Here is a 21,629-nt window from a genome sequence, read left to right as displayed (position 1 = left end):
GACGGAAGAGTAGCGGTCGGGAGACGCCCAAAGCCCGCCCGCCCACGGTCGATATGCGAACGAGACAATAGTCATGCCACGGAAGGCATACAAGCCATGCCGATCGCAGCCGGAAGAGCCGTGCGGCTCAGCCGGCGCCGCCTCCGCCGAGCACGAGAGCTGCTGCCTGCCGTGCCTCTGCAGCGGTCGCTGCGCGGCTCGCACCGTCAGCCGCCCGACGGCACTCGTCCGGGCCCGCCGCGTCGAGCGCGGCCGCCACCCGCCCGAGTGCGCGAGGCGTCATCGACAGCGAGGTCGCGCCGAGCCCCACGAGCACGGGGGCGAGTGCCGGGTCACCGGCCGCCTCCCCGCAGATCCCGACCGGCTTGCCCGCCGCCCGTCCCGCTGCCCCGACCGTCCCGATCAGCCGCAGCACCGCCGGCTGCCAGGGATCGTTGAGATCGGCGAGCGCACTGGACAGCCGGTCCGCAGCCAGGGTGTACTGCGCGAGGTCGTTGGTCCCGAGACTCACGAAGTCCACGACCTCGAACAGCTCGGCGGCCAGCAGCGCCGCCGCCGGGGTCTCGATCATGATCCCCGCTCTGTCCAGGCCCGCGGCACGGCACCGTGCGGCGAAGTCCGCCGCCTCGTCGACCGTGGCGACCATCGGGGCCATGACCTCCACCTCGGCGGACTCCGTATCGGCGGCCCTGGCCAGCGCGTGCAGCTGGTCGTCGAGCAGGGCGGGCCGGCGACGGGAGAGGCGCAGACCCCGGACGCCGAGCGCCGGGTTGTCCTCGTCGTCGTCGTTCGCGAACGGCAAGGGCTTGTCGCTCCCCGCATCCAGCGTGCGCACGACGACCTTCCGCCCGGGGAACGCCCGCAGCACCCCGCGGTACGCCTCGACCTGCTCCTCGATGCTCGGCGCCTCCGTCCGGTCGAGGAAGCAGAACTCGGTGCGGAAGAGTCCGACCCCCTCGGCGTGCGCAGCGGCCGCGCTCCCGGCGTCCACGGCCCCTCCGACGTTGGCCAGGAGCGGTACGCGGGACCCGTCCGCGAGACGGCCCCGTCCGTCGAAGGTCACCACGACCGCCGCGGCCCGCGCCTCGGCGATCTCCGCCTCGTCCGGGTCGACGTGGATCGTGCCGCGATCCCCGTCGACGAGGAGCATGGCCCCCTCGGGGATGCCGGTCGCCCCTGGCACTCCGACCACGGCCGGGAGCCCCAGCGCCCGCGCGATGATCGCCGTGTGCGACGTGGGTCCGCCGTCCGCGGTCACGAGAGCGACGCAGCTCCCGCCGTCCAGCGCTGCCGTGTCGGCGGGAGCGAGGTCGGTCGCGACGAGCACGAACGGCTCGTCTCGTTCGGGGACGCCTGGCATGTCCGCCCGGAGGATCTCGGCGATCATGCGATCGCGGACGTCACGGATGTCGGCGGCGCGTTCCGCCATCCTTCCGCCGAGCGCCGCGAGCGCCGCCTCATGCGCCGCGGACGTCTCCCAGACCGCCCGCGCCGCCGTCCGCCCCTGTGCGCGCACGAGGGCGGTGGCTTCGGCGACGAGCTCCGGGTCCGAGGCGAGGAGCCGGGACGCGTCCAGGATCGCCCGCGCCTCTCCGCGGGCCCGTTCGGCGCGCGAGCGCAGCTGATCGGCGACGGCGACCGCCGCCCACTCGATCGTGGAGACCTCCGCCTCCCGACCCTCCGGCGGGACGACGGTCTCGGCATCCGGTTCCGGGAGTGCCGGCGCGAGGGACACCGCCCTCGCGGCCACACGTCCCGGGCTGACGCCGCGGCCCTGCAGCACGGATCCGGAGACGATCTCCGGCGTCGGCGCCGACTCGTGGTCGGCCCGGGCTCCCGCCTGGTCGTCGCCGGCGGTGGCGCGCGCGGGCGCGGTTCCGGGGCTGCCGGCGGCGCCCTCGTCCGTCTCGACGCCCTCGCCGAACCCGCCCTGGAAGAGCGACACCAGGCGGTCGATCGCCGCCTCCGCGTCGGCTCCCCGACCCGTGAGCTCGACCTCGGTCCCCTGACGTGCTCCGAGTGCGAGCAGCCGGGTCAGGCTCCCGGCCGCGGCTTCCGGGCCGTCCGGCAGCCGCCGCAGGCGCACGTCCGCGCCCGCCGCCGATTCCGCGATCAGGGCGGCGGGCCGGGCGTGGATGCCGAGAGGGTTGCGCACCCGCACACGACGGGACACCGTCTCCCCGGCCGGCTCCGACCCGTCAGGAGCGGGCTCCGCGGGCGACGTCTCGGTGTCTTCTGCCGTCGCATCGTCCGTCGGGCCGAGCTGACCTGTCTTCGCGGCGAGGGCCGACGCGGCTTCAGCGGCGACCGCATCGAGGTCGCCCCCGGCCGCCGCGGCCACGACCGCGGCGAGGAGCCCCTCGACGAACGGCGCGGGCGCGAGCCGCACCGGCACGTCGCTGCTGCGCAGTTCCAGCGCGAGCTCGGCGCTCAGCACGGCCGAACCGAGGTCCATGAGCACGAGCACGCCGTCGACCTCGCCGGCGAGCTCGTCGATCGCCGCCGAGACCGCGACGGCGTCCGTCCCCAGGATCGGCGCGCCGTTCGCGTCCACGCCAGCGCCGGCCGCCACGCGGACCTGCACGCCGCCGCCCGGCACCATCTGCAGGGCGAGTTCGAGTGCCGCCTCCCCGAGCCGGGCACTGTGGGAGACGGCGACGATCCCGATCATCCGGCGTCCGCGAGGGCCGCCGCGAGCGCCTCGAACAGGAGCGCGGTCGAGGCGGCACCGGGGTCGAGGTGACCGGCGCTGCGCTCACCGAGGTAGCTCGCTCTGCCCTTCCGGGCGACGAGGGGCACTGTGGCGTCACGACCGGCGGCCGCGGCGTCCGCAGCCGCCCTGGCCGCCGCCGCCGCGTCCGCTCCGCCGGCGAGGGCGGCATCGAAAGCGTCGACCGCGGGGGCCATCGCGTCGAACATCGTCTTGTCGCCGGCCTCGGGCTTGCCCCGCGCGACGATGCCCTCGAGCCCCGCCCGGAGCGCGGCGGCGAGCGCCGGTCCGTCCAGTGTCGTCACCGCACCGGCCGACATCCCCATGCGCAGGAAGAACGTGCCGTAGAGGGGGCCGCTCGCGCCGCCCACCGAGCTCACCAGCGTCATGCCGACGGTCTTGAGCAACTCGTCGATCGTCGCGGGCGTCGTCGCCGCGAGCTTCTCCCCGACCGCCGTGAAGCCCCGCGCCATGTTCGCGCCGTGGTCGGCGTCCCCGATCGCGGAGTCCAGTTCCGTGAGCCAGTCGCGCTGCGCGGTGACGGCCTCGCGGTACCGGGAGATCCAGTCGACGAGGACGTCGGTGCCGACGGCCGCCATCACGCGCCCCACCGCAGGCCGGGGGTGTTCACCGGGGCGTCCCACAGGCGCAGCAGCTCGTCGTCGGCCTTCAGCACCGTGACGGAGCACCCGGCCATGTCGAGGGAGGTGATGTAGTTGCCCACCAGGTTCCGCGCGATCTGCACGCCGGACTTCTCCAGCATCGCGGCGACCTCGCCGTACATGAGGTAGAGCTCGATCAGGGGCGTGGCGCCCATGCCGTTGAGCATCACGATCGCGGGTCCTGCCGCATCGAGGTCGCCGAGGATCGGCTCGACGAGCTGCCGGGCGATCTCCGACGCGGGGGCGAGCGGCTCACGGTGTCGGCCCGGCTCTCCGTGGATGCCGATGCCGATCTCCATCTGGTCGTCGGGGAGGTCGAACGTGGGCTTGCCCGCGGCGGGGACCGTGCAGCTGGTGAGGGCCATGCCCATGGAGCGCCCCTGACCGTTGATGCGCTTCGCGAGGTCGACCACGGCCGCGAGGTCGCGGCCCTCCTCCGCGGCTGCCCCCACGAGCTTCTCCAGCAGGACCGTGAGGCCGACGCCTCGGCGCCCCGCGGTGTAGAGCGAGTCCTGCACGGCCACGTCGTCGTCCACGACGACCGTGCCCACCTCGATCCCTTCCATGGCGGCGAGTTCGGCCGCCATCTCGAAGTTCAGCACGTCGCCCGTGTAGTTCTTGACGATGTGCAGAACGCCGGCGCCGCGGTCGACCGCCTGGGTGGCGACCTGCACACGGTCGGGGGTGGGCGAGGTGAAGACCTCGCCGGCGACGGCCGCGTCGAGCATGCCGGTGCCGACGTAGCCGCCGTGCAGGGGCTCATGGCCGGATCCGCCGCCGGAGACGACGGCCACCTTGCCCTGCGCCTTCGGTGTCGCCCGGGTGATGACGTGGTTCTCCAGGTCGACCGAGAGTTCGGGGTGCGCGGCGGCGACGCCCTTCAGGGACTCGACGAGGACGTCCTCCGGGGCGTTGATGAGCTTCTTCATCCTGCGATCTCCTTTGATGCGGCGTGAGTCTCGAGCGGAAATCCGAAAAGGATTCGTCAATGTCGAATATGCTCGGAGCCTGCCGGGTTGTCAAGATCGATCCGGCGACCGGAAACCCGGCTCGACGACGACCGGAAGGAGGACGCGCATGATCCAGGCGATCGACCGCGCGGCGAAGATCCTCGACCTGCTCCAGGGCGCCCGCCACCTCGGCATCACGGACCTCTCCGCGGCCCTGAGCCTGCCGCCGTCGACCGTGCACGGCCTCGTGAAGTCGCTGCGCGCGCACGGCCTCGTCGCGAAGGAGCGCGGCGGACAGCGGTACATGCTCGGCCCCACCCTGTTGCGGCTGAGCAACGTGTACCTCGACACCCTGGACGTGCGGGCGCGGGCGATGCGCTGGACGCAGGAACTGGCGCGACGCACCGGGATGTCCGTGCGCCTCGGCGCCCCGCACCTCACGGACGTCCTCGTCATCCATCACAACCTCCGCCCCGACGACAGCCCTCAGATGCTGGAGACGGGGATGGCGGTCCCCGCCCACGCCTCCGCGATGGGGAAGGTGCTCCTCGCGTACGACCAGGGCTTCCAGGAGAGCGTGTTCGCCGAGCCCCTGCGCAGCCTCACCGGCGACACGGTCACCGACGTCGCCCGGCTGACCCTCGAGCTGCCGGGGATCGCGGAGCGTGGGACGGCGGCGGAGAGCGATGAGGCCGTCCTCGGCGAATCGTCCCTCGCGGCGCCGATCGCCGACGCCTCGAACACGATCGTCGCCGCGGTGGCCGTCGTGCTGCCGACCGCGGAGGCACCGGCATCCGACACCGTCGTGCACGCGCTCCGCGAGACGGCACGGAACATCTCCCGCGAACTCGGCGCGACGACCTGGCCACCGCCCGTGGCCCCCGCCGAGGACTGACGGCGGCGGTCAGCCGCGCAGGCCGAGCGCGAACGGCAGCACGGCCGTGGCCCCGGCCTGCCGCACCGCGCGCGCCGCGACCGTCAGGGTCCAGCGACTGTCGATGAGGTCGTCGACGAGCAGCACCGGACCGGCGGGCACCTCGAGCTGCGCCGCGTCGAACCGGTCCCACACCCCCGCGAGCCGGAACACGCTGTTCCCGCCCGCCTGCCCCGACGGCCCTCCGCCGCGCCACTCCAGCGCGCCGAGGTACGGCAGCCGCCCGATCTCGGACAGCCCGCGGGCGAGGGAGTCGACGAGCTGCGGATGCGACCGCGACGGCATCGCGACCACGGCCACCGGTCGCTCCGCCCAGTCCCACCCGGCGAGCACGCGCACGCAGGCCTGCAGCAGCGCCGGGCTGATCGGCGCGTCCGCGGCACCCGCGGCGAAGATCTCGCGCAGCGTGCCACCCCACCCGAGGTCGGTGAGCCGGGCGAGGGCACGCCCCTCATCGGCCTGCTCCCCCGCGGGGATGCGGCCGCGCACCGGCACATCGAGGCGGTCGGCCCCTGTCGGCCACGCGCGACGCGGCTCGACCGGCACGCCGACCCGGTCGAGGGAGGCCGCCGCCTGCACGCTCGCCGTCTGCGCGACCTCCGCCGGGAACCACACGCCCGCACAGTTGTCGCACCGGCCGCAGGGGGCCGCGGTGTCGTCGTCGAGAGCCCGTTGCAGGAAGGCCATGCGACAGCCGTCCGTGCGCTCGTACTCCAGCATGTGCTCCTGCTCCGCGACCCGCTCGGCGGCGATGCGCTCGTAGCGTTCGGCGTCGTACGTCCACGGCTGTCCCGTCGCGACCCACCCACCCTGCACGCGACGCACGGCACCATCCACGTCGAGCACCTTCAGCAGCAGCTCGAGGGGCGTGCGGCGGATGTCGACGAGGGCCTCCAGCGCCGGCGTCGAGATCGGGCTGTCGCCGAGCGCCGCGATCACCCGTTCGGCACGCTCCCGATCCGGCATCGACGCGGTCGCGAAGTAGTGCCAGATCTCACGGTCTTCGACACCGGGGAGCAGGAGCACGTCGGCGCTCTCGCTGGCACGCCCCGCTCGTCCCACCTGCTGGTAGTACGCGACGGGCGAGGACGGGGCTCCGAGGTGCACGACGAATCCGAGGTCCGGCTTGTCGAACCCCATGCCGAGGGCGCTGGTCGCGACGAGGGCCTTCACCTCGTTGCGCTTGAGCATGCCCTCCGACTCCGCACGCTCCTCGGCGTCGGTCTGCCCCGTGTAGGCGCGCACGTCATGGCCGTGATCGCGCAGGAACCGCGCGGTGTCGACCGCCGCCGCCACCGTCAGCGTGTAGATGATTCCGCTGCCGGGGAGGTCGTCGAGGTGGCTGAGCAGCCAGGCCAGGCGGCTCGCCGAGTCCTTGAGGCGGAGCACCCCGAGCCGCAGCGAGGTGCGGGCGAGGGGCCCGCGGATCGTGAGCACGGGCACCGTCTCCGCTTCGCCCGCACCGCCAGGCAGCGCCCCGAGCTGCTCGGCCACGTCTGCCACCACGCGGGAGTTCGCCGTCGCGGTCGTCGCCAGCACCGGCACATAGGCGGGCATCTGCGCGATGAGGTCGCGCAGTCGGCGGTAGTCCGGGCGGAAGTCGTGCCCCCAGTCGCTGATGCAGTGCGCCTCGTCGACGACGAGCATGCCGAGCCGCGCCACCAGCGCGGGCAGCTGCTCCTCTCGGAAGGCCGGGTTGTTCAGCCGCTCCGGCGAGACGAGCAGCACGTCGACGTCGTCTCCGGCGAGCCGCTCCTGCACCTCTGCCCACTCGTGGGCGTTCGTCGAGTTGATCGCCACGGCGCGCACGCCCGCACGCTCGGCCGCGGCGATCTGGTCGCGCATGAGCGCCAGCAGCGGGGAGACGAGCACGGTGGGGCCGGCTCCCTGCCGGCGGCGGAGCAGGGTCGCGACGAAGTACACCGCCGACTTCCCCCACCCGGTGCGCTGCACCACGAGCGCGCGGCGACGCCCCTCCACCAGTGCCTCGATCGCCTCGAACTGGCCGTCGTGGAAGTCGACGTCGGGACGACCGACGAGTTCGCCGAGGGCGGCGCGGGCGGCCTCGCGGAGGGGGACGGCGGTCGGAGAGGTCATGCCCTCCACTCTGCCGCAGACCTCGGACAGGACTCCGACCGCCGCCCGCTCTCGGTGGATGACCGGTGGGAAGGCCGTAGCGTGGAGGAATGATCACCCGCGAACTCGCCGTCGCGCTCCGCGATGCCGGTCTGACCTGGAAGCCCGCGGAGGGTGACCGGTTCCAGCTCGATCTGCCCGACGAGGTGGAGCTGGAGGCGGAGGCCGACGTCTTCACGGTGAGCGCGATGACCATCGAGGCGAGGCAGACGCCGTCCGGCACGGACCTCGCCTTCAACGGCACGACGGAGTGGGCGCTCGACGCCGTGACCCTCGCCGATGCGGTGTGGCTGCCGCGCGAGGACCAGCTGCGCGACCTCCTCCGCGGGACGTTCCGCACCCTCACCCGCCTCCCTGACACGTTCCGCGTCGAGATCGAGCTCGCCGGTGCTCCCCTGCGTTTCGAGCACCCGGATCCGGCGGAGGCTTACGGCCGCGCGCTGCTGGCACTGATCTCGCGCTCCCGTTGACACGCCCTGTTGAATCGGGCCGTCGGGTGTGTCAGAATTACCTAACGATCGGTCAGTAAAGAAGGACCGGAGCCCGAGGAGTCGACGATGACCAGTCCCGCAGACCTGTCCCTCGTGGACGGCGAGACCTCCGACGAGGAACGCCTGTTCGACGAGCTGATCGCGAACGAGCAGCGCATCGAGCCGCGCGACTGGATGCCCGAGGCCTATCGCAAGACGCTCATCCGGCAGATCTCCCAGCACGCGCACTCCGAGATCATCGGCATGCAGCCCGAGGGCAACTGGATCACCCGCGCGCCGAGCCTCAAGCGCAAGGCGATCCTCATGGCGAAGGTGCAGGACGAGGCCGGGCACGGCCTCTACCTCTACTCCGCCGCGCAGACCCTCGGCATCACCCGCGACGAGATGATGGACCAGCTCATCTCCGGCAAGGCGAAGTACTCGTCGATCTTCAACTACCCCACCCCGACCTGGGCCGACATGGGCGCGATCGGCTGGCTCGTCGACGGCGCCGCGATCTGCAACCAGGTGCCGCTGTGCCGCGCCTCCTACGGCCCCTACGGGCGCGCGATGGTGCGCATCTGCAAGGAGGAGTCGTTCCACCAGCGCCAGGGGTTCGAGATCCTGCTCTCGCTCATGCGCGGCACCGACGAGCAGCGGCAGATGGCGCAGGACGCGGTGGACCGCTGGTACTGGCCGAGCCTGGCGATGTTCGGGCCGCCCGACGACCAGTCCCCCAACTCCGCCCAGTCGATGGCGTGGAAGATCAAGCGCTTCTCCAACGACGAGCTGCGTCAGCGGTTCGTCGGCATGCTCGTGCCCCAGGCCGAGATCCTCGGCGTCACCCTCCCCGACCCGGACCTGCGGTTCGACGAGGAGACCGGTCGCTACGAGATGGGCGAGATCGACTGGGACGAGTTCTTCCAGGTGCTGCGCGGCAACGGCCCCTGCAACGCCGAGCGTCTGGAGCGCCGCCGCACGGCGCACGACGAGGGCGCGTGGGTGCGGGAGGCCGCCGCGGAGTACGCCCGCAAGCAGCGTTCCCGCCTGACCCCTGAAGGGGCGGTGGCGTGATGGCGACCCCCGGGGCCGACCCTTCGACGAGCTCAGGGACCCAGGGCCGCGAGGTCTGGCCCCTGTGGGAGATCTTCGTGCGGGCGAACCGCGGGCTGAGCCACGTGCACGTCGGCTCGCTGCACGCCCCCGACGCCGACATGGCCATCCGCAACGCGCGCGACCTCTACACCCGCCGGGGCGAGGGCGTGTCGATCTGGGCGGTCCCCGCCGAGGCGATCACCACGAGCGACCCCGATGCCAAGGGGGCGTACTTCGAGAGTCCCGCCGGCAAGAACTACCGGCACGCGGTGTACTACACCGCCTCCGAGGGGGTGCCGCACCTGTGACCCTTCGACAGGCTCAGGGCCCCAGCTCCGCTCAGGCCCCCGGCTCCGCTCAGGCCCCCGGCTCCGCTCAGGGAGCCGGCGCCGTCCACGGGGAGGCGCATGGCGACGTCTCCGTCGACGAGCTGCGGCTCAGCGAAGAGCTCGCCGGCGCGGGCACGACCGCGGCGAGCGCCGACATCGCCGAGTACGCCCTGTGGCTCGGCGACGACGCCCTCATCCTGTCGCAGCAGCTCGGCGCCTGGATCTCCCGGGCCCCCGAGCTCGAGGAGGACGTGGCGCTCGGCAACATCGCCCTCGACCTCCTCGGACACGCGCGCTCCTTCCTGCACTTCGCAGGCACGTGGGACGGCCGTTCCGAGGACGACCTCGCGTACTTCCGCGACGAGCCGGAGTTCCGCAGCGCCTGGATCGTGGAGCAGCCGAACGGCGACTTCGCGCAGACCATCGCGCGCCAGCTCGTCGCCTCGGTCTACCTGGTGGAGCTCTACGCCGCCCTCCGCGCGAGCACCGAGCCCACGTTCGCCGCGATCGCGGAGAAGGCGCTGAAGGAGGTCGACTACCACCGTGACCACGCCGTGCAGTGGGTGCTGCGCCTGGCGGGCGGCACGGAGGAGTCCCGGCGGCGGATGATCCGTGCCCTCACGGACGTGTGGCCGTACGTCGACGAGCTGTTCCGCGACGAGCCGCTGATCGATCGACTCGGCGACGTCGCCGTGCGGCCGTCGAGCCTCCGGGCCCCGTTCGACGCGGTCATCGCCACCGTGTTCGCCGAGGCCGGGCTCGCGGTTCCGGAGGTCTCGGCGTCGTCGGCGGGCGGCCGGAACGGCGCGCACGCGACCCCCTTCGGCCACCTCCTCGCCGAGATGCAGGTCCTGGCGCGACGACACCCGGGGGCGTCATGGTGAGCCGGACCACCGCCGACACGACGGCCGAGGCGTGGCGGATCGCCGCCGCCGTGCCGGACCCGGAGGTGCCGGTGCTCACGATCGAGGACCTCGGCGTGCTGCGGGCGGTCGAGCTCCGCGGCGAGCGCGTGATCGTCGACATCACGCCGACCTACAGCGGGTGCCCGGCCATGGACACGATCCGCGACGACGTGGTCCTCGCGCTCACGGCCGCCGGCTTCGCGGACGTCGAGGTGCGGCTCGTGCTCTCCCCCGCGTGGACCACCGACTGGATGAGTGACGCCGGGAAGCAGAAGCTCCGCGCGTACGGGATCGCGCCGCCCAGCGGCCGCGCGGCCGTACCCGCTGGTCCGATCCGGCTCGCCCTGAGCGTGCGCTGCCCCCGATGCGGCTCGCTCGACACCAGGGAGGTCTCCCGCTTCGGGTCGACCTCGTGCAAGGCGCTGTACGAGTGCCGGGCATGCCTGGAACCCTTCGATCACTTCAAGGTGCACTGATGTCGCTGTTCTCCCCGGCCCCGACGACGACGCCGGCGTCCTCTCCCGCCTCCGCCTCCCGGGCGCGGAGCCGTGCCCGGTTCCACACGCTCGAGGTCGAGGACGTCCGTCCGCTCACCGAGGACGCCGTCGAGGTGACCTTCACGGTGCCCGCGGAGCTCGCCGACGACTACGACCACCTCCCCGGGCAGTACGTGGCGCTGCGCACGACGCTGGACGGCGTGGAGGTGCGGCGCTCCTACTCGCTGTGCCGGGCGCCCGAGCATCGCACCGACGGGGCGCCCACCCGCCTGAGCGTCGCCGTGAAGCGCGACGAGGGCGGGATGTTCTCCACGTGGGCCCAGACCGGCCTGCGCCCGGGCTTCCGCATCGACGTCATGAGCCCCCAGGGCACGTTCACCTCCGGTCTCGACGATCTGGACGAGAAGCACGTCGTCGGCATCGCGGCCGGCTCCGGGATCACCCCGCTGATGGCTCTCGCGCACACCGTGCTCTCCCGCTCGCAGACCTCGCGGTTCACGCTCCTCTACACGAACCGGTCGACGCTGGACGTGATGTTCCTGGAGGACCTCGCCGACCTCAAGGACCGCTACCCGACGAGGCTCACGCTGCACCACGTGCTGTCCCGCGAGCAGCGGACCGCGCCGGTGCTCTCCGGCCGCATCGACGAGCCCAAGCTGCGGACGATCCTCGACGCGCTGATCGACCCGGCCGACGTGGACGAGTGGTTCCTGTGCGGACCGCTCGCGCTCGTCGACCTCTGCCGGGAGGTGCTGGCCGACGTGGGCGTGCCCCGCGAACACGTGCGCTTCGAGCTGTTCACGACCGGCGACGAGCCGGTGCGGGCCGCTCGGCCGGTCACAGTGCGCTCGGGCGAGAAGACGGTGCGGATCGAGGTGAACCTCGACGGCGTCTCGTCCACGGTGGAGAGCCCGGTCGCGGCGCGCGAGTCGGTGCTGAACGCCGCGCTGCGGGTGCGGCCGGACGCGCCGTTCGCGTGCGCGGGCGGCGTCTGCGGCACCTGCCGCGCGCGCGTGCTCGAGGGCAGCGTCACGATGACCGAGAACTACGCCCTGGAGCCCGACGAGCTGGAGCGCGGCTACGTGCTCACCTGCCAGTCCCATCCCACCAGCGACCGCGTGGTCGTGGACTACGACGTCTGAGGAGTCCTGATGATCGATCTCGCCATCGCCGACGACGTCGCCACCGTGGTGCTCGACGCCCCCGCGAAGCTCAATGCCCTGGACGAGGCCGCCCTCGCGGAGCTCGACGCCGCGTACCGGGAGGCCGAGGCCGCCGGGGTGCGGGCGCTGCTGCTCCGCGGTGAAGGGCGGGCATTCTGCGCCGGGCGGGACATCTCCGCCGTCGATCCGCGCGACGACGACGTGCTCGGCTACCTCGGCGGGCGGGTGACACCGCTGCTGCAGCGGATGTCCCGCTTCCCGGCGCCGACCTTCGCCGTCGCCCACGGCGCCTGTCTCGGCGTGGGCCTCGGGCTGCTCATCGCGACGGATGTCGTCTACGTCGCGGAATCGGCGAAGATCGGCTCGCCGTTCGCCGCCCTCGGGGCGACCCTCGACTCCGGCGGGCACGCGCTGTTCCTCGACCGGCTCGGCGCGCACAAGACCCTCGACCTCATCTACACGGGCCGGCTCATGAGCGGCACGGAAGCCGTGCGCTCGGGGCTCTTCTCCCAGGTGTTCCCGGACGACGAGGTGCTCGCCGCCACGACGGCCGCTGCGGGGAAGGCCGCCCACGGCGCCACGGCCGCCTTCCGGGCGAGCAAGGAGCTCGTCGCCCGCATCCGCGACGAACGCCTCACCCTGTGGGAGTCCATTGACGTCGAGAACGCGGCGCAGGCCGCCCTGTGCGACACCGAGGACTACCGCGAGGGCTTCGCCGCGTTCCAGGAGAAGCGGAAGCCGGAGTTCAGCGGGCGCTGACGTCACGGCCCTGTCGTCGCTGTCAACCGTCTCGTGCGGTGTCCGACCCCGGTGGGAGGATGCCCGCATGCTGCTCTCGGAGCTCGTCACCACCACCGACCAGGTCGCCGCGACCTCGTCTCGCCTGGCCAAGATCGAGGCGATCGCGGCGCTGCTCCGCCGGGCCGACGCCGACGACATCGCACCTCTCGTGGGCCTGCTCCTCGCCGCGCCGCGCCAGGGACGCCTCGGCGTGGGCTGGCGGGGGCTGACGAATCTCGCGATCGAGCACAGCGCGACCTCGACCCTGACCATCGCGGAGGTCGACCATGTCTTCGACACACTGGCGCACACCTCGGGCTCCGGTTCGGCCGGCGTGCGCAGCGAGCTGCTGCACGACCTCGCCGCCCGGGCCACCGCTCCCGAATGGGACTTCCTGACCAGGGCGATGCTCGGGGAGCTCCGCACCGGCGCGTTGAGCGGCGTGCTCCTCGACGCGATCGCCCGCGCCGCCGAGGCCCCGCCTGCCACGGTGCGACGGGCCGCCATGCTCTCCGGCGACCTCGGTGAGACGGCGCTGCTCGCGCTCACCGGTGCCGAAGGAGCGCTCGACGAGGTCGGGCTCCGGGTGGGACGCCCCGTGCTCCCCATGCTCGCGGCCACGGCGCCGACGCCCACGGCCGCCCTGGAGATCACCGGACGCGCCTCGGTCGAGTACAAGCTCGACGGCGCGCGGATCCAGGTGCACCGCCGCGGCGATGAGGTCGGCATCTACACACGGAGCCTCGCAGACGTCACCCACCGGCTGCCCGAGATCGTCGAGGTCGTCCGCGGTCTTCCCGCGCAGGAGGTCATCCTCGACGGCGAGACCCTGGCGCTCGACGAGGACGGCGGTCCCCGGCCGTTCCAGGAGACGATGTCCCGGTTCGGCGCGGATGCCGCGCGCGAGCTCGCCCTGCGACCCTGGTTCTTCGACGTCCTGCACGTGGACGGCCACGACCTACTGGACGAGCCACTGTCGGTGCGTCAGGAGGTCCTGGCCGAGATCGCCGGCGAGTGGCGTATGCCCGGCATCGTGACCGACAGCGCGGAGGAGGCCGAGCGCCTGTCCCGCGAAGCCCTGGCGGCCGGTCATGAAGGCGTGCTCGTGAAGGCCGTGGATGCGCCGTACGCCGCCGGCCGTCGCGGCAAGTCCTGGGTGAAGGTGAAGCCGGTCCTCACGTTCGACCTCGTCGTGCTCGGCGCCGAGTGGGGGTCGGGGCGACGGCGCGGCTGGCTGTCGAACCTGCACCTCGGTGCCCGGGATCCGGACGGCGACTTCGGCGACCCCGGCGGGTTCGTGATGGTGGGGAAGACGTTCAAGGGCCTCACCGACGCGCTGCTGCAGTGGCAGACCGACGAGTTCCCGGCGCACGAGACCCGTCGCTCCGCGTCGACGGTTTTCCTCCGGCCGGAGCTCGTGGTCGAGATCGCGATCGACGGTGTGCAGCGGTCCCCGCGCTACCCCGGCGGCCTCGCCCTCCGGTTCGCCCGGGTCAAGGGCTACCGTCCGGACAAGAGCGCTGCGGAGGCCGACACGATCCAGACCCTCCTGGCGCTGCGGCGCGGTGCGGCGGACGACTCCTGATCAGGCCGTGGGCGGGAGTCCCTCGTCCTCCTGACGCACCGTGCCGCGGAACGACCAGGGGAAGTCGATCCAGAGGTCGGTGTCCTTCCACGCGAAGTCCGGCTGGATGATCGTCGAGGGCTTCGTGTAGATCGTGACCGAGCGGACGTCGGCGCCCTTCTCCTGCAGCAGCTGCACCGCGAGCGCCAGCGTGCGACCGGAGTCGGCGACATCGTCCACGAGCAGGACGCGGCGACCGTCGAGGTAGGCCATGTCGAGTTCGGGCGGCAGCACCTCCGGGGCGTCCAGCACGGTGCCGATGCCGGTGTAGAACTCGACGTTGATGGCGCCGCAGTTCTTCACGCCGAGTCCGTACGCGATGGCGCCGGCCGGGAGCAGGCCGCCGCGCGCGATCGCCACCACGACCTCCGGCTCGAAGCCCGTCGCGATGATGTTCCGCGCCAGATCGCGCGTCGCCGCGCCGAAGCCGTCCCACGTGAGCGTCTCGCGCTCGATCGATGCATCCGTCATCGGTCCATTCTCGCGCATCCGCTCCGTCCGAGCCGCCGCTAGACTGAGCAGGTCCGGCCCCGCCGGTGCCTGAAAAAGAGGCACGAAGCACCTCGCATCGCCGCGAGGGCGAGACACATACGGATCCCCCTTCTCCGTCCCTGTCTCGAAAGGCTTCTCCATGCCCTCCGTCTCCGCGCACGTCGCCCTCACCCTCGCCCAGCACGTCGATGCCGTCTTCGGCGTCATGGGCAACGGCAACGCCTACTTCCTCGACGCCCTCGAGACGCAGACCGACGCCACCTTCACCGCCGTCCGTCACGAGCAGGGCGCGGTCGTCGCCGCCGACGCGCACTTCCGCGCCTCCGGCCGCATCGCCGCGGGCACCTCCACCTACGGCGCCGGCTTCACGAACACGATCACGGCGCTGGCCGAGGCCGTGCAGGCGCACGTGCCGCTCGTCCTCGTCGTCGGTGACGAGCCCACATCGGGGCCGCGGCCGTGGGACGTGGACCAGATCGCTCTGGCCTCGGCGGTGGGCGCGCGCACCTACACCGTCGGGCGGACCGATGCCGCCGCGACCACCGTCATCGCCGTCGAGCACGCCCTCACCTATCGCGTGCCCGTCGTGCTCGCCATCCCCTACGACGTGGCCGCCCTCGAGGCCGGTGCGGTGCCGGCGGCCCCGGCTCCCCGGCTCCCCGCGCCGCTCGCCCCGCGCGGGGACTTCGCCGAGGGCATGCTGGATGAGATCGCCGCCGCCCTGCGCGACGCCGAGCGCCCGTTCCTCCTCGCCGGGCGCGGAGCGTGGCTGGCCGGCGCGGGCGAGGCTCTCGGCGCCCTCGCCGCGCAGACCGGGGCCCTCACCGCCTCCTCTGCCCTCGGCCGCGGCATCTTCCCGGACGCCCGGTACGACCTCGGCGTGACGGGCGGCTTCGGCGCCGAGGGGGCGATGGAGCTCGTGCGGACCGCCGACGTCGCGGTGGTCTTCGGCGCGAGCCTCAACCAGTTCACGATGCGCTTCGGCGAGCTGTTCGCCCCGGGCACCCGGGTGTACCAGATCGACACCACTCCGGCCGCGACGCACGCCCACGTCGGCGGCTTCGTGCGCGCCGACGCCCGCCTCGCCGCCGAGGCCCTCGTCGCCCGCCTCTCCTCCGGGCACGACTTCGGAGATGCCGTCGGACTCGCCGAGGCCGCCCCCGGCTCCGGCGGCGTGTCGGGCGCGGACTCCGCAGTTGTGCCCGCCCGACCCTGGAGGGAGACGGTCGACGTCGCCGCGGCCCGCGCGTACGAGCCCGGAGACGAGCTCGCGCCGGACGGCCGCCTCGACCCGCGTTCCGCCGCGCGCCGGATCGCCGACCTCCTCCCCGAAGACCGCGTCGTGGTCTCGGACGGCGGGCACTTCATCGGCTGGGCGAACATGTACTGGCCGGTCGCCGCGCCCGACCGGATGATGATGATCGGCACCGCGTTCCAGTCGATCGGACAGGGCTGGCCCAGCGTGGTCGGCGCCGCCCTCGCCCGTCGTGACGCGACCATCGTGCTCACCTCCGGCGACGGCGGCGGGCTCATGGCGATCGCCGACCTCGAATCGGCCGTGCGGGCAGCGGGCGGACGCGGCATGGCCGTGGTCTGGAACGATGCCGCGTACGGCGCCGAGGTCAACCTCTACGGACTGAAGGGCCTGGCCGAGGGACCGATGCGCATCCCCGAGGTCGACTTCGCCGCGTTCGGGGCCGCGGTCGGTGCGGAGGGCGTCGTCGTGCGGACGCTCGACGACCTGGAGCGTCTTTCCACCTGGGCCGAGGAGGACCCGGCGACCCGGCGCTTCCTCGTCCTCGACCTCCGGATCTCCGGCGACGTGATCGCGCCGTACCAGCAGGAGATCATCCGCGTGAACTCCTGACCGCGCGGGCCGATAGGCTCCCGGAATGACGGATGCTCCCGAGGTCCTGCGCTACAGCGCCTTCGCCGCGACGCCGGACGGCGGCAACCCCGCGGGGGTCGTCTTCGACGCCGACGGGCTCGATGAGGCGGACATGCAGCGGATCGCGGCCGAGGTCGGCTACTCCGAGACCGCGTTCGTACAGGAGGCCGCGGCGGACGGCGCCCGCTTCCGCGTGCGCTACTGGTCGCCGGCTGCGGAGGTGCCGTTCTGCGGGCATGCGACGGTCGCGACCGCGGTGGCCCTCGCCGAGCGGCAGGGTCCGGGGGCGGTCGTGTTCGAGACCGCGGCCGGAGACGTGTCCATGGAGTCCTTCGCGGACGCCGACGGCCGGGTCACGGTGTCGTTCACGAGCGTCGATCCGGAGGTGCGCGACCTCGACCCCGTCGTGCGTGACCGCCTCCTCGCTCTGCTGGGGATGGAGCCGGGCGATGTCGACCCGCGCTTCCCGGTCCGCGAGGCGTTCGCGGGCAACTGGCATCCGATCGTCTTCGTCGCCGACCGGGAGCTCTTCCACCAGTTCCGCTTCTCCCCCGCCGACGTGGCGGCCCTCATGCGCGCACAGGGGTGGCACGGCACGGTGACGGTGCTGCACGCCGACGATCCGGCCGAGATCCAGGCCCGCAACCTCTTCCCCGTGGGGCGCATCACGGAGGATCCGGCGACAGGGTCCGCGGCCGCTTCCGTCGGCGCCTATCTCCGCGCCCAGGGCTATCCCGGCGACACCGTCCGCATCCATCAGGGCGCCCACGTCGGTCGCCCGAGCGAACTCCGCGTCGCGATCCCGTCCTCCGGCGGCCTCGTCGTCTCCGGCGGAGCCACCCGCCTCCCCTGACCTCCGGGCTCCCTGATCCCGGACCGCCCGCACCACCTCGGGACGGATGCTCGACCGATCCGGACCCTCGGTCGTGCATCCGTCACCCGGTCGTGCATCCATGACCGCACACGACCCCCAGCCCCAGCCCCGGACCCGGACCCGTCAGCCCTGGGCGCTGTAGTCCGGGAGCTCCTGCAGGGTCCAGGTGTTGCCGTCCGGGTCGTCGAAACGCACGAAACGGCCCCAGTCCTGCTCGTCCACACCCTCCGCCTCCACGCCGAGGCCGCGCAGGTGCGCGAGAGCTTCGTCGGCGTCGGGGACGACCACCTGGATGGTGTTCTGCTGCCCCGGCTCCAAGCCGCTGGTCAGCCCCGTGCCGAAGGCGATCGAGCAGGCCGATCCCGGCGGGGTCATCTGCACGAAGCGCAGCCCCTCGTACGGCACCTGATCATGGTCGGCGTGGAAACCGATCTTCACGTAGAAGTCCTTCGCCCGGTCGACATCGCTGACCGGGACGAAGATGAGCTCGATCTTCCAGTCCATCACGCACTCCTCCTGTCGGGCTCCGTCACCCGACGGCCCTCACAGTACGCGCGGCCTCCGACACCCGCCAGAGGAGTCAGAGCCAGCCCTTGTCGGACGCGATCCGCACCGCCTGCGCCCGGTTCTCGGCACCGGTCTTGCCGATCGCGGCGGAGAGGTGGTTGCGCACGGTGCCCGCCGATAGGAACACCTCCGCCGCGATGGCCGCTGCGGATCGTCCATCGGCGGCCAGCCGCAGCACCTGCCGCTCCCGGTCGCTCAGCGGGTTGGCTCCCTCGAACAGGCTCTCCTCGGCGAGTTTCGGATCGAGCACCCGGAGTCCGGCGTGCACGCGGCGTACGGCCGCGGCGAGTTCCTCGGCCGGGGTGTCCTTCACCACGAACCCGCTCGCCCCGGCGTCGAGTGCCGCGCGCAGGTATCCGGGTCGCGCGAACGTGGTCACCACGAGCACGCGCGTCTGCGGACTGGCCGCGCGGATCTGTTTCGTCGCCTCGACGCCGTCCACGCCCGGCATCTGGATGTCCATCAGACACACGTCCGGCTGCAGGTCCTCCGCCAGGCGCAGCGCCTCCGCGCCGTCCGCCGCCAGGCCCTGCACCTCGAGATCCGGCTCCAGGTCGAGCAGGGCCCCGAGCGCCCCGCGCACGAGAGCCTGGTCGTCGGCGATGAGCAGCCGGATCGGAACCATCGGGGCCGCCGTCACCACGTCACCTCCACCCGCGTGCCCGCCACCTCGCCGGGCCGCATGGTGAACCCGGCGCCGGCCGCCGCCGCGCGCTCCCGCATCCCCCGGATGCCGTTGCCCTCGCGATGCCCGGTCGCGGACGCGAGCCCGACACCGTCGTCCTCCACGGTGAGCACGCCCGGAGCGATGCGCACACGGACGGCCGCGGCACCGGAGTGCCGCAACGTGTTGGTCGTCGCCTCGCGGAGGATCCAGCTCGCCGTGATCGCCTGGACCGGCGAGAGGGCGTCCGGGGTCCCGTCCACGACGAGCGCGATGTCCGCGGCGCGCAGCGAATCCTCGGTCGACGCGAGCTGCTCGACGAGGGTCGTCGCCCGCGCACCCGCGACGGTCTGCCGCACTCCCGCGATGGCCTCCGCGGTCAGACGTTCGATGTCGGCGAGCTCGGCCTTGGCGCGCTCCGGGTCGGAGTCCATCAGCCGCCGCACGAGCTGTGCCTTGAGTCCGACGACCGTCAGCGAGTGGCCGATGAGGTCGTGCACGTCGCGCGCCACGGCTTCCCGCCCCTCGCTGGTCGCCAGCTCCCTGCCCAGCTGCTCCGCCTCCGCCGAGCGCACGATGAGCCAGGTCGAGACCGTGTTCACGACGCCGAGGAGGGTGACGATCGCGAGGACGGACAGGTAGGAGAGGTTGTCGGGGATGAGGAAGACGCAGCCGGCCGCCACCACGAGCGCGGCGATGGTCGTGATCCAGTGCCAGGCACGGGTCAGTCCGTACGAGGCGAACGACATGATGAACGGCAGGAAGCTCAGCGCCGACCCGCCCACGGCCGGGATCGTGACGAGCGCGCAGGCGATGAGCGCGGCGAACGTGATCCACTGCCGCCGCGAGGGGGTGCGACCGAGGCCACCTCCGCCGCGCATGCCGTGCAGGAACCCCGTCACATAGAGGACGATGAACGCGATCAGCGCCACCCATCCCGTGACGACCCACGCCGGCGGAGCGGCGGAGGCGAGCAGCGCGAGGACCGGGTAGATCAGGAACACGAGCCAGACGACGGCCATCAGCCAGCCGAACCGTGCCCAGGGGTCCTTGCCCGTCCCGGATCGGACGTCCGCCTCCCGGCCCTCCTGCATCGTCATCCGTCCAACCTACTGTCGTGCCGGGGCGCTCACCGCCGTGACCGCGAGCGCCGCACGCCCATCGTCACCAGCACCGCGAAGACGACGAGCCAGACCGCGACGTTGAGGAGCAGCATCCACAGCTCATCCGTCTGCCCCGTCGTCAGCACGCCCTCCGTGAGCGGCCACCGGCTCAGGGCGACGAAGCCGTACAACGGGGTGAACCGGGCGATGTCGAGCATGACGCCGTCGAGCGGCATGAACACGTTGCCGAAGAAGGCGAAGAAAGTCATCGAGATGGACGCGAGCGCGGCGGCGGAGTCGGAGCCGAAGAACAGGCCGACCCCGAGCCCGTAGAGGCCGAACATGAGGCCGATGCCGAGGATGAGGGCGGCGGTCACGACCCAGCGCCAGGCGCCCTCCGCCTCCGCGCCGGTGAGCAGCCCGGCGACGAACACCGCGACGAGGGCGAGCGCCGCGAACGACACGGCGGTGAGCAGCTTCGTCAGGGCGTAGCCGGTGGTCGTCAGCGGCGTCATCGCGAGCTGCCTTCCCCACCCCTGCTTGGCCTCGGTGGCCGCGAGCGAGGTGAGCGAGCTCATCGCCACCGCGGTGCCGTATGCCGCCATCGAGACCATCACGTAGAAGGAGACGTTGCCGTTGCCGGCGGAGAGCGTGCCGTACCCCATGCCCGCACCGAAGAGCAGGTACATGGCCACGGGCATGGCGAGGGTGAAGGCGAGCGTGTAGGGGTTGCGCAGTTGGCGCAGCCCCTCGATGCGCAGCATGGTGGGCGAGACTGTCGTGGTCATGTCAGTCCTCCGTGAGGGCGGTGAAGGCGGTCTCGAGCGTGGCGGCGGCGATCTCCAGGTCATGCGCTCCCCCGTCGAGCAGCAGGCGGGCGGCGGCGTCGGAGTCGGTGGCGCGGAGGCTGAGGCGGTCCCCGTCGATGCGCACGCCCGTCACGCCCTCCGCGGCGGTCAAGGCCGCGACCAGCGCGTCCGACACGGCGGGCACGGTGGCGGAGACCGTGCGCTCACCGAGGCTCGCACGGAGCAGGGCGGTGGGCGCGTCCGCGACGACGGTGCCCCGATGCATGACCACCGTGCGGCGGGCGAACTGCTCCGCCTCCTCCAGATAGTGCGTGGCGAACACGATCGTGCGCCCGGCGTCCGCGTCGGCGCGCATCACGTCCCAGAAGTGGCGCCGCGCGGTGACGTCCATGCCGGCGGTCGGCTCGTCGAGCACGAGGATGTCGGGATCGGAGATCATCGCGAGCGCGAACTTCACGCGCTGCTGCTCGCCGCCCGAGCACTTGGACACCCGGCGGCGCGCGAGACCGGCGAGGTCGGCACGGCGCATCACCTCCGGCACGCGTGCGAGGGCTTCCCGCCCGTACAGCGAGGCGATCAGCCGCACGGTCTCGCCGACGGTGAGGTCGCCGAGCAGGCCCCCGGTCTGCAGCACGGCCCCGATGGCCCCGTTCGCGGTGGCCCGTTCCGGAGCCGCCCCGAGCACGCGCACGGTCCCGCTGCTGGGGGCGGTGAGCCCGAGGAGCATGTCGAGCGTGGTGGTCTTGCCCGCGCCGTTGGGGCCGAGCAGGGCGACCACCTCGCCGCGCCGGACGGAGAGGTCGACACCGTCGACGGCCGGCACGCGGCGCTCGCCGCTGCCGAAGTGCTTGCGCACGTCGATCAGCTCCAGCGCCACGGGTCTGTCATCGACGGCGGGGGACGCGGAGGACGACGCGACGCGCGGTGCCGCCTCCTGCACGGATGTCTCGTTCATGCCTCCAGCCTCGCGCCGGAGC

21 protein-coding genes are annotated in these 21,629 nt (G+C 72.7%); 11 read left to right on the top strand and 10 right to left on the bottom strand.

Translation table 11 applies throughout. From position 1 onward, the window contains the following. Positions 1-127 precede the first annotated feature (127 nt). From ptsP to dhaK, 3 genes are read right to left on the bottom strand one after another with little or no spacing between them, the layout of a single operon-like run. Positions 128-2,671 (bottom strand): phosphoenolpyruvate--protein phosphotransferase, encoded by a 2,544-nt coding sequence (ptsP, locus tag C6C15_RS04825; RefSeq protein WP_105949411.1) that lies wholly within the window; start codon positions 2,669-2,671, stop codon positions 128-130. Then, on the bottom strand, positions 2,668-3,309 hold the full coding sequence (dhaL, locus tag C6C15_RS04820; RefSeq protein WP_083371088.1) for a dihydroxyacetone kinase subunit DhaL: 642 nt from the start codon (positions 3,307-3,309) through the stop codon (positions 2,668-2,670). The genes ptsP and dhaL overlap by 4 nt, the downstream gene beginning before the upstream one ends. Next, positions 3,309-4,301, bottom strand: a complete 993-nt coding sequence (gene dhaK, locus C6C15_RS04815; RefSeq protein ID WP_060923637.1) for a dihydroxyacetone kinase subunit DhaK — start codon at positions 4,299-4,301, stop codon at positions 3,309-3,311. The genes dhaL and dhaK overlap by 1 nt, the downstream gene beginning before the upstream one ends. A 148-nt stretch (positions 4,302-4,449) precedes the next feature. Here dhaK and C6C15_RS04810 point away from each other — a divergent pair, with 148 nt between their 5' ends. Next, positions 4,450-5,217: an IclR family transcriptional regulator gene (locus C6C15_RS04810; RefSeq protein WP_105949410.1), complete on the top strand. Its 768-nt coding sequence runs from the start codon at positions 4,450-4,452 to the stop codon at positions 5,215-5,217. Positions 5,218-5,226: 9 nt separating this feature from the next. Here C6C15_RS04810 and C6C15_RS04805 read toward each other — a convergent pair whose 3' ends face one another. After that, entirely contained in the window at positions 5,227-7,353 is a 2,127-nt protein-coding gene (locus tag C6C15_RS04805; RefSeq protein ID WP_105949409.1) for a RecQ family ATP-dependent DNA helicase, read from the bottom strand. A gap of 89 nt (positions 7,354-7,442) precedes the next feature. On the opposite strand from C6C15_RS04805, the gene C6C15_RS04800 reads away from it, so the two are divergent. The 8 genes from C6C15_RS04800 to C6C15_RS04765 all read left to right on the top strand — a co-directional run bounded on the left by C6C15_RS04800 (position 7,443) and on the right by C6C15_RS04765 (position 14,216). Next, positions 7,443-7,862: a pilus assembly protein CpaE gene (locus C6C15_RS04800; protein WP_105949408.1), complete on the top strand. Its 420-nt coding sequence runs from the start codon at positions 7,443-7,445 to the stop codon at positions 7,860-7,862. An 87-nt stretch (positions 7,863-7,949) separates the two neighbouring features. Further along, positions 7,950-8,936, top strand: a complete 987-nt coding sequence (paaA, locus tag C6C15_RS04795) for a 1,2-phenylacetyl-CoA epoxidase subunit PaaA (RefSeq protein ID WP_060923571.1) — start codon at positions 7,950-7,952, stop codon at positions 8,934-8,936. Next, positions 8,936-9,265 (top strand): 1,2-phenylacetyl-CoA epoxidase subunit PaaB, encoded by a 330-nt coding sequence (gene paaB / locus C6C15_RS04790; RefSeq protein WP_025103829.1) that lies wholly within the window; start codon positions 8,936-8,938, stop codon positions 9,263-9,265. Before paaA ends, paaB begins: the two co-directional genes overlap by 1 nt. A gap of 122 nt (positions 9,266-9,387) precedes the next feature. Next, the gene (paaC, locus tag C6C15_RS04785) at positions 9,388-10,170 is read left to right on the top strand and encodes a 1,2-phenylacetyl-CoA epoxidase subunit PaaC (protein WP_105950756.1); all 783 of its coding nucleotides are present in this window, start codon (positions 9,388-9,390) and stop codon (positions 10,168-10,170) included. Next, positions 10,164-10,667 carry a 1,2-phenylacetyl-CoA epoxidase subunit PaaD gene (gene paaD, locus C6C15_RS04780; protein ID WP_060923481.1) on the top strand — a complete coding sequence of 168 codons (504 nt, stop codon included), beginning with the start codon at positions 10,164-10,166 and terminating at the stop codon, positions 10,665-10,667. The genes paaC and paaD overlap by 7 nt, the downstream gene beginning before the upstream one ends. Beyond that, positions 10,667-11,830 carry a 1,2-phenylacetyl-CoA epoxidase subunit PaaE gene (gene paaE, locus C6C15_RS04775; RefSeq protein WP_105949407.1) on the top strand — a complete coding sequence of 388 codons (1,164 nt, stop codon included), beginning with the start codon at positions 10,667-10,669 and terminating at the stop codon, positions 11,828-11,830. The genes paaD and paaE overlap by 1 nt, the downstream gene beginning before the upstream one ends. A gap of 9 nt (positions 11,831-11,839) precedes the next feature. After that, entirely contained in the window at positions 11,840-12,610 is a 771-nt protein-coding gene (locus C6C15_RS04770; RefSeq protein WP_105949406.1) for an enoyl-CoA hydratase/isomerase family protein, read from the top strand. A gap of 67 nt (positions 12,611-12,677) precedes the next feature. Next, the gene (locus tag C6C15_RS04765; RefSeq protein ID WP_105949405.1) at positions 12,678-14,216 is read left to right on the top strand and encodes an ATP-dependent DNA ligase; all 1,539 of its coding nucleotides are present in this window, start codon (positions 12,678-12,680) and stop codon (positions 14,214-14,216) included. Here C6C15_RS04765 and C6C15_RS04760 read toward each other — a convergent pair whose 3' ends face one another. Then, on the bottom strand, positions 14,217-14,726 hold the full coding sequence (locus C6C15_RS04760; protein WP_060923485.1) for a phosphoribosyltransferase: 510 nt from the start codon (positions 14,724-14,726) through the stop codon (positions 14,217-14,219). A gap of 160 nt (positions 14,727-14,886) precedes the next feature. Here C6C15_RS04760 and C6C15_RS04755 point away from each other — a divergent pair, with 160 nt between their 5' ends. Then, positions 14,887-16,614 (top strand): thiamine pyrophosphate-binding protein, encoded by a 1,728-nt coding sequence (locus tag C6C15_RS04755; protein ID WP_105949404.1) that lies wholly within the window; start codon positions 14,887-14,889, stop codon positions 16,612-16,614. A 25-nt stretch (positions 16,615-16,639) separates the two neighbouring features. After that, positions 16,640-17,488 carry a PhzF family phenazine biosynthesis protein gene (locus C6C15_RS04750; RefSeq protein WP_105949403.1) on the top strand — a complete coding sequence of 283 codons (849 nt, stop codon included), beginning with the start codon at positions 16,640-16,642 and terminating at the stop codon, positions 17,486-17,488. A 144-nt stretch (positions 17,489-17,632) separates the two neighbouring features. On the opposite strand, the gene C6C15_RS04745 is transcribed toward C6C15_RS04750, so the two are convergent. The 5 genes from C6C15_RS04745 to C6C15_RS04725 form a co-directional block, all read right to left on the bottom strand. Next, the gene (locus C6C15_RS04745) at positions 17,633-18,013 is read right to left on the bottom strand and encodes a VOC family protein (RefSeq protein ID WP_025103820.1); all 381 of its coding nucleotides are present in this window, start codon (positions 18,011-18,013) and stop codon (positions 17,633-17,635) included. Positions 18,014-18,089: 76 nt separating this feature from the next. Beyond that, positions 18,090-18,701 carry a response regulator transcription factor gene (locus C6C15_RS04740; RefSeq protein WP_083371087.1) on the bottom strand — a complete coding sequence of 204 codons (612 nt, stop codon included), beginning with the start codon at positions 18,699-18,701 and terminating at the stop codon, positions 18,090-18,092. Between the two features lie 11 nt (positions 18,702-18,712). Then, complete coding sequence (locus C6C15_RS04735; RefSeq protein ID WP_105949402.1) at positions 18,713-19,840, bottom strand: sensor histidine kinase; 1,128 nt, start codon at positions 19,838-19,840, stop codon at positions 18,713-18,715. Between the two features lie 29 nt (positions 19,841-19,869). Further along, complete coding sequence (locus tag C6C15_RS04730; RefSeq protein WP_105949401.1) at positions 19,870-20,631, bottom strand: ABC transporter permease; 762 nt, start codon at positions 20,629-20,631, stop codon at positions 19,870-19,872. 1 nt (position 20,632) lies between these two features. Beyond that, a complete protein-coding gene (locus tag C6C15_RS04725; protein ID WP_082750169.1) occupies positions 20,633-21,607 on the bottom strand; it encodes an ABC transporter ATP-binding protein in 975 nt (324 codons plus the stop codon). Positions 21,608-21,629 lie beyond the last annotated feature (22 nt).

The sequence above is a fragment of the Microbacterium sp. str. 'China' genome (assembly GCF_002993305.1).
GTDB lineage: Bacteria > Actinomycetota > Actinomycetes > Actinomycetales > Microbacteriaceae > Microbacterium > Microbacterium paraoxydans.
The sequence above is the reverse complement of the archived record's forward strand: the minus strand, read 5'-3'. Positions and strand labels throughout refer to the sequence as shown.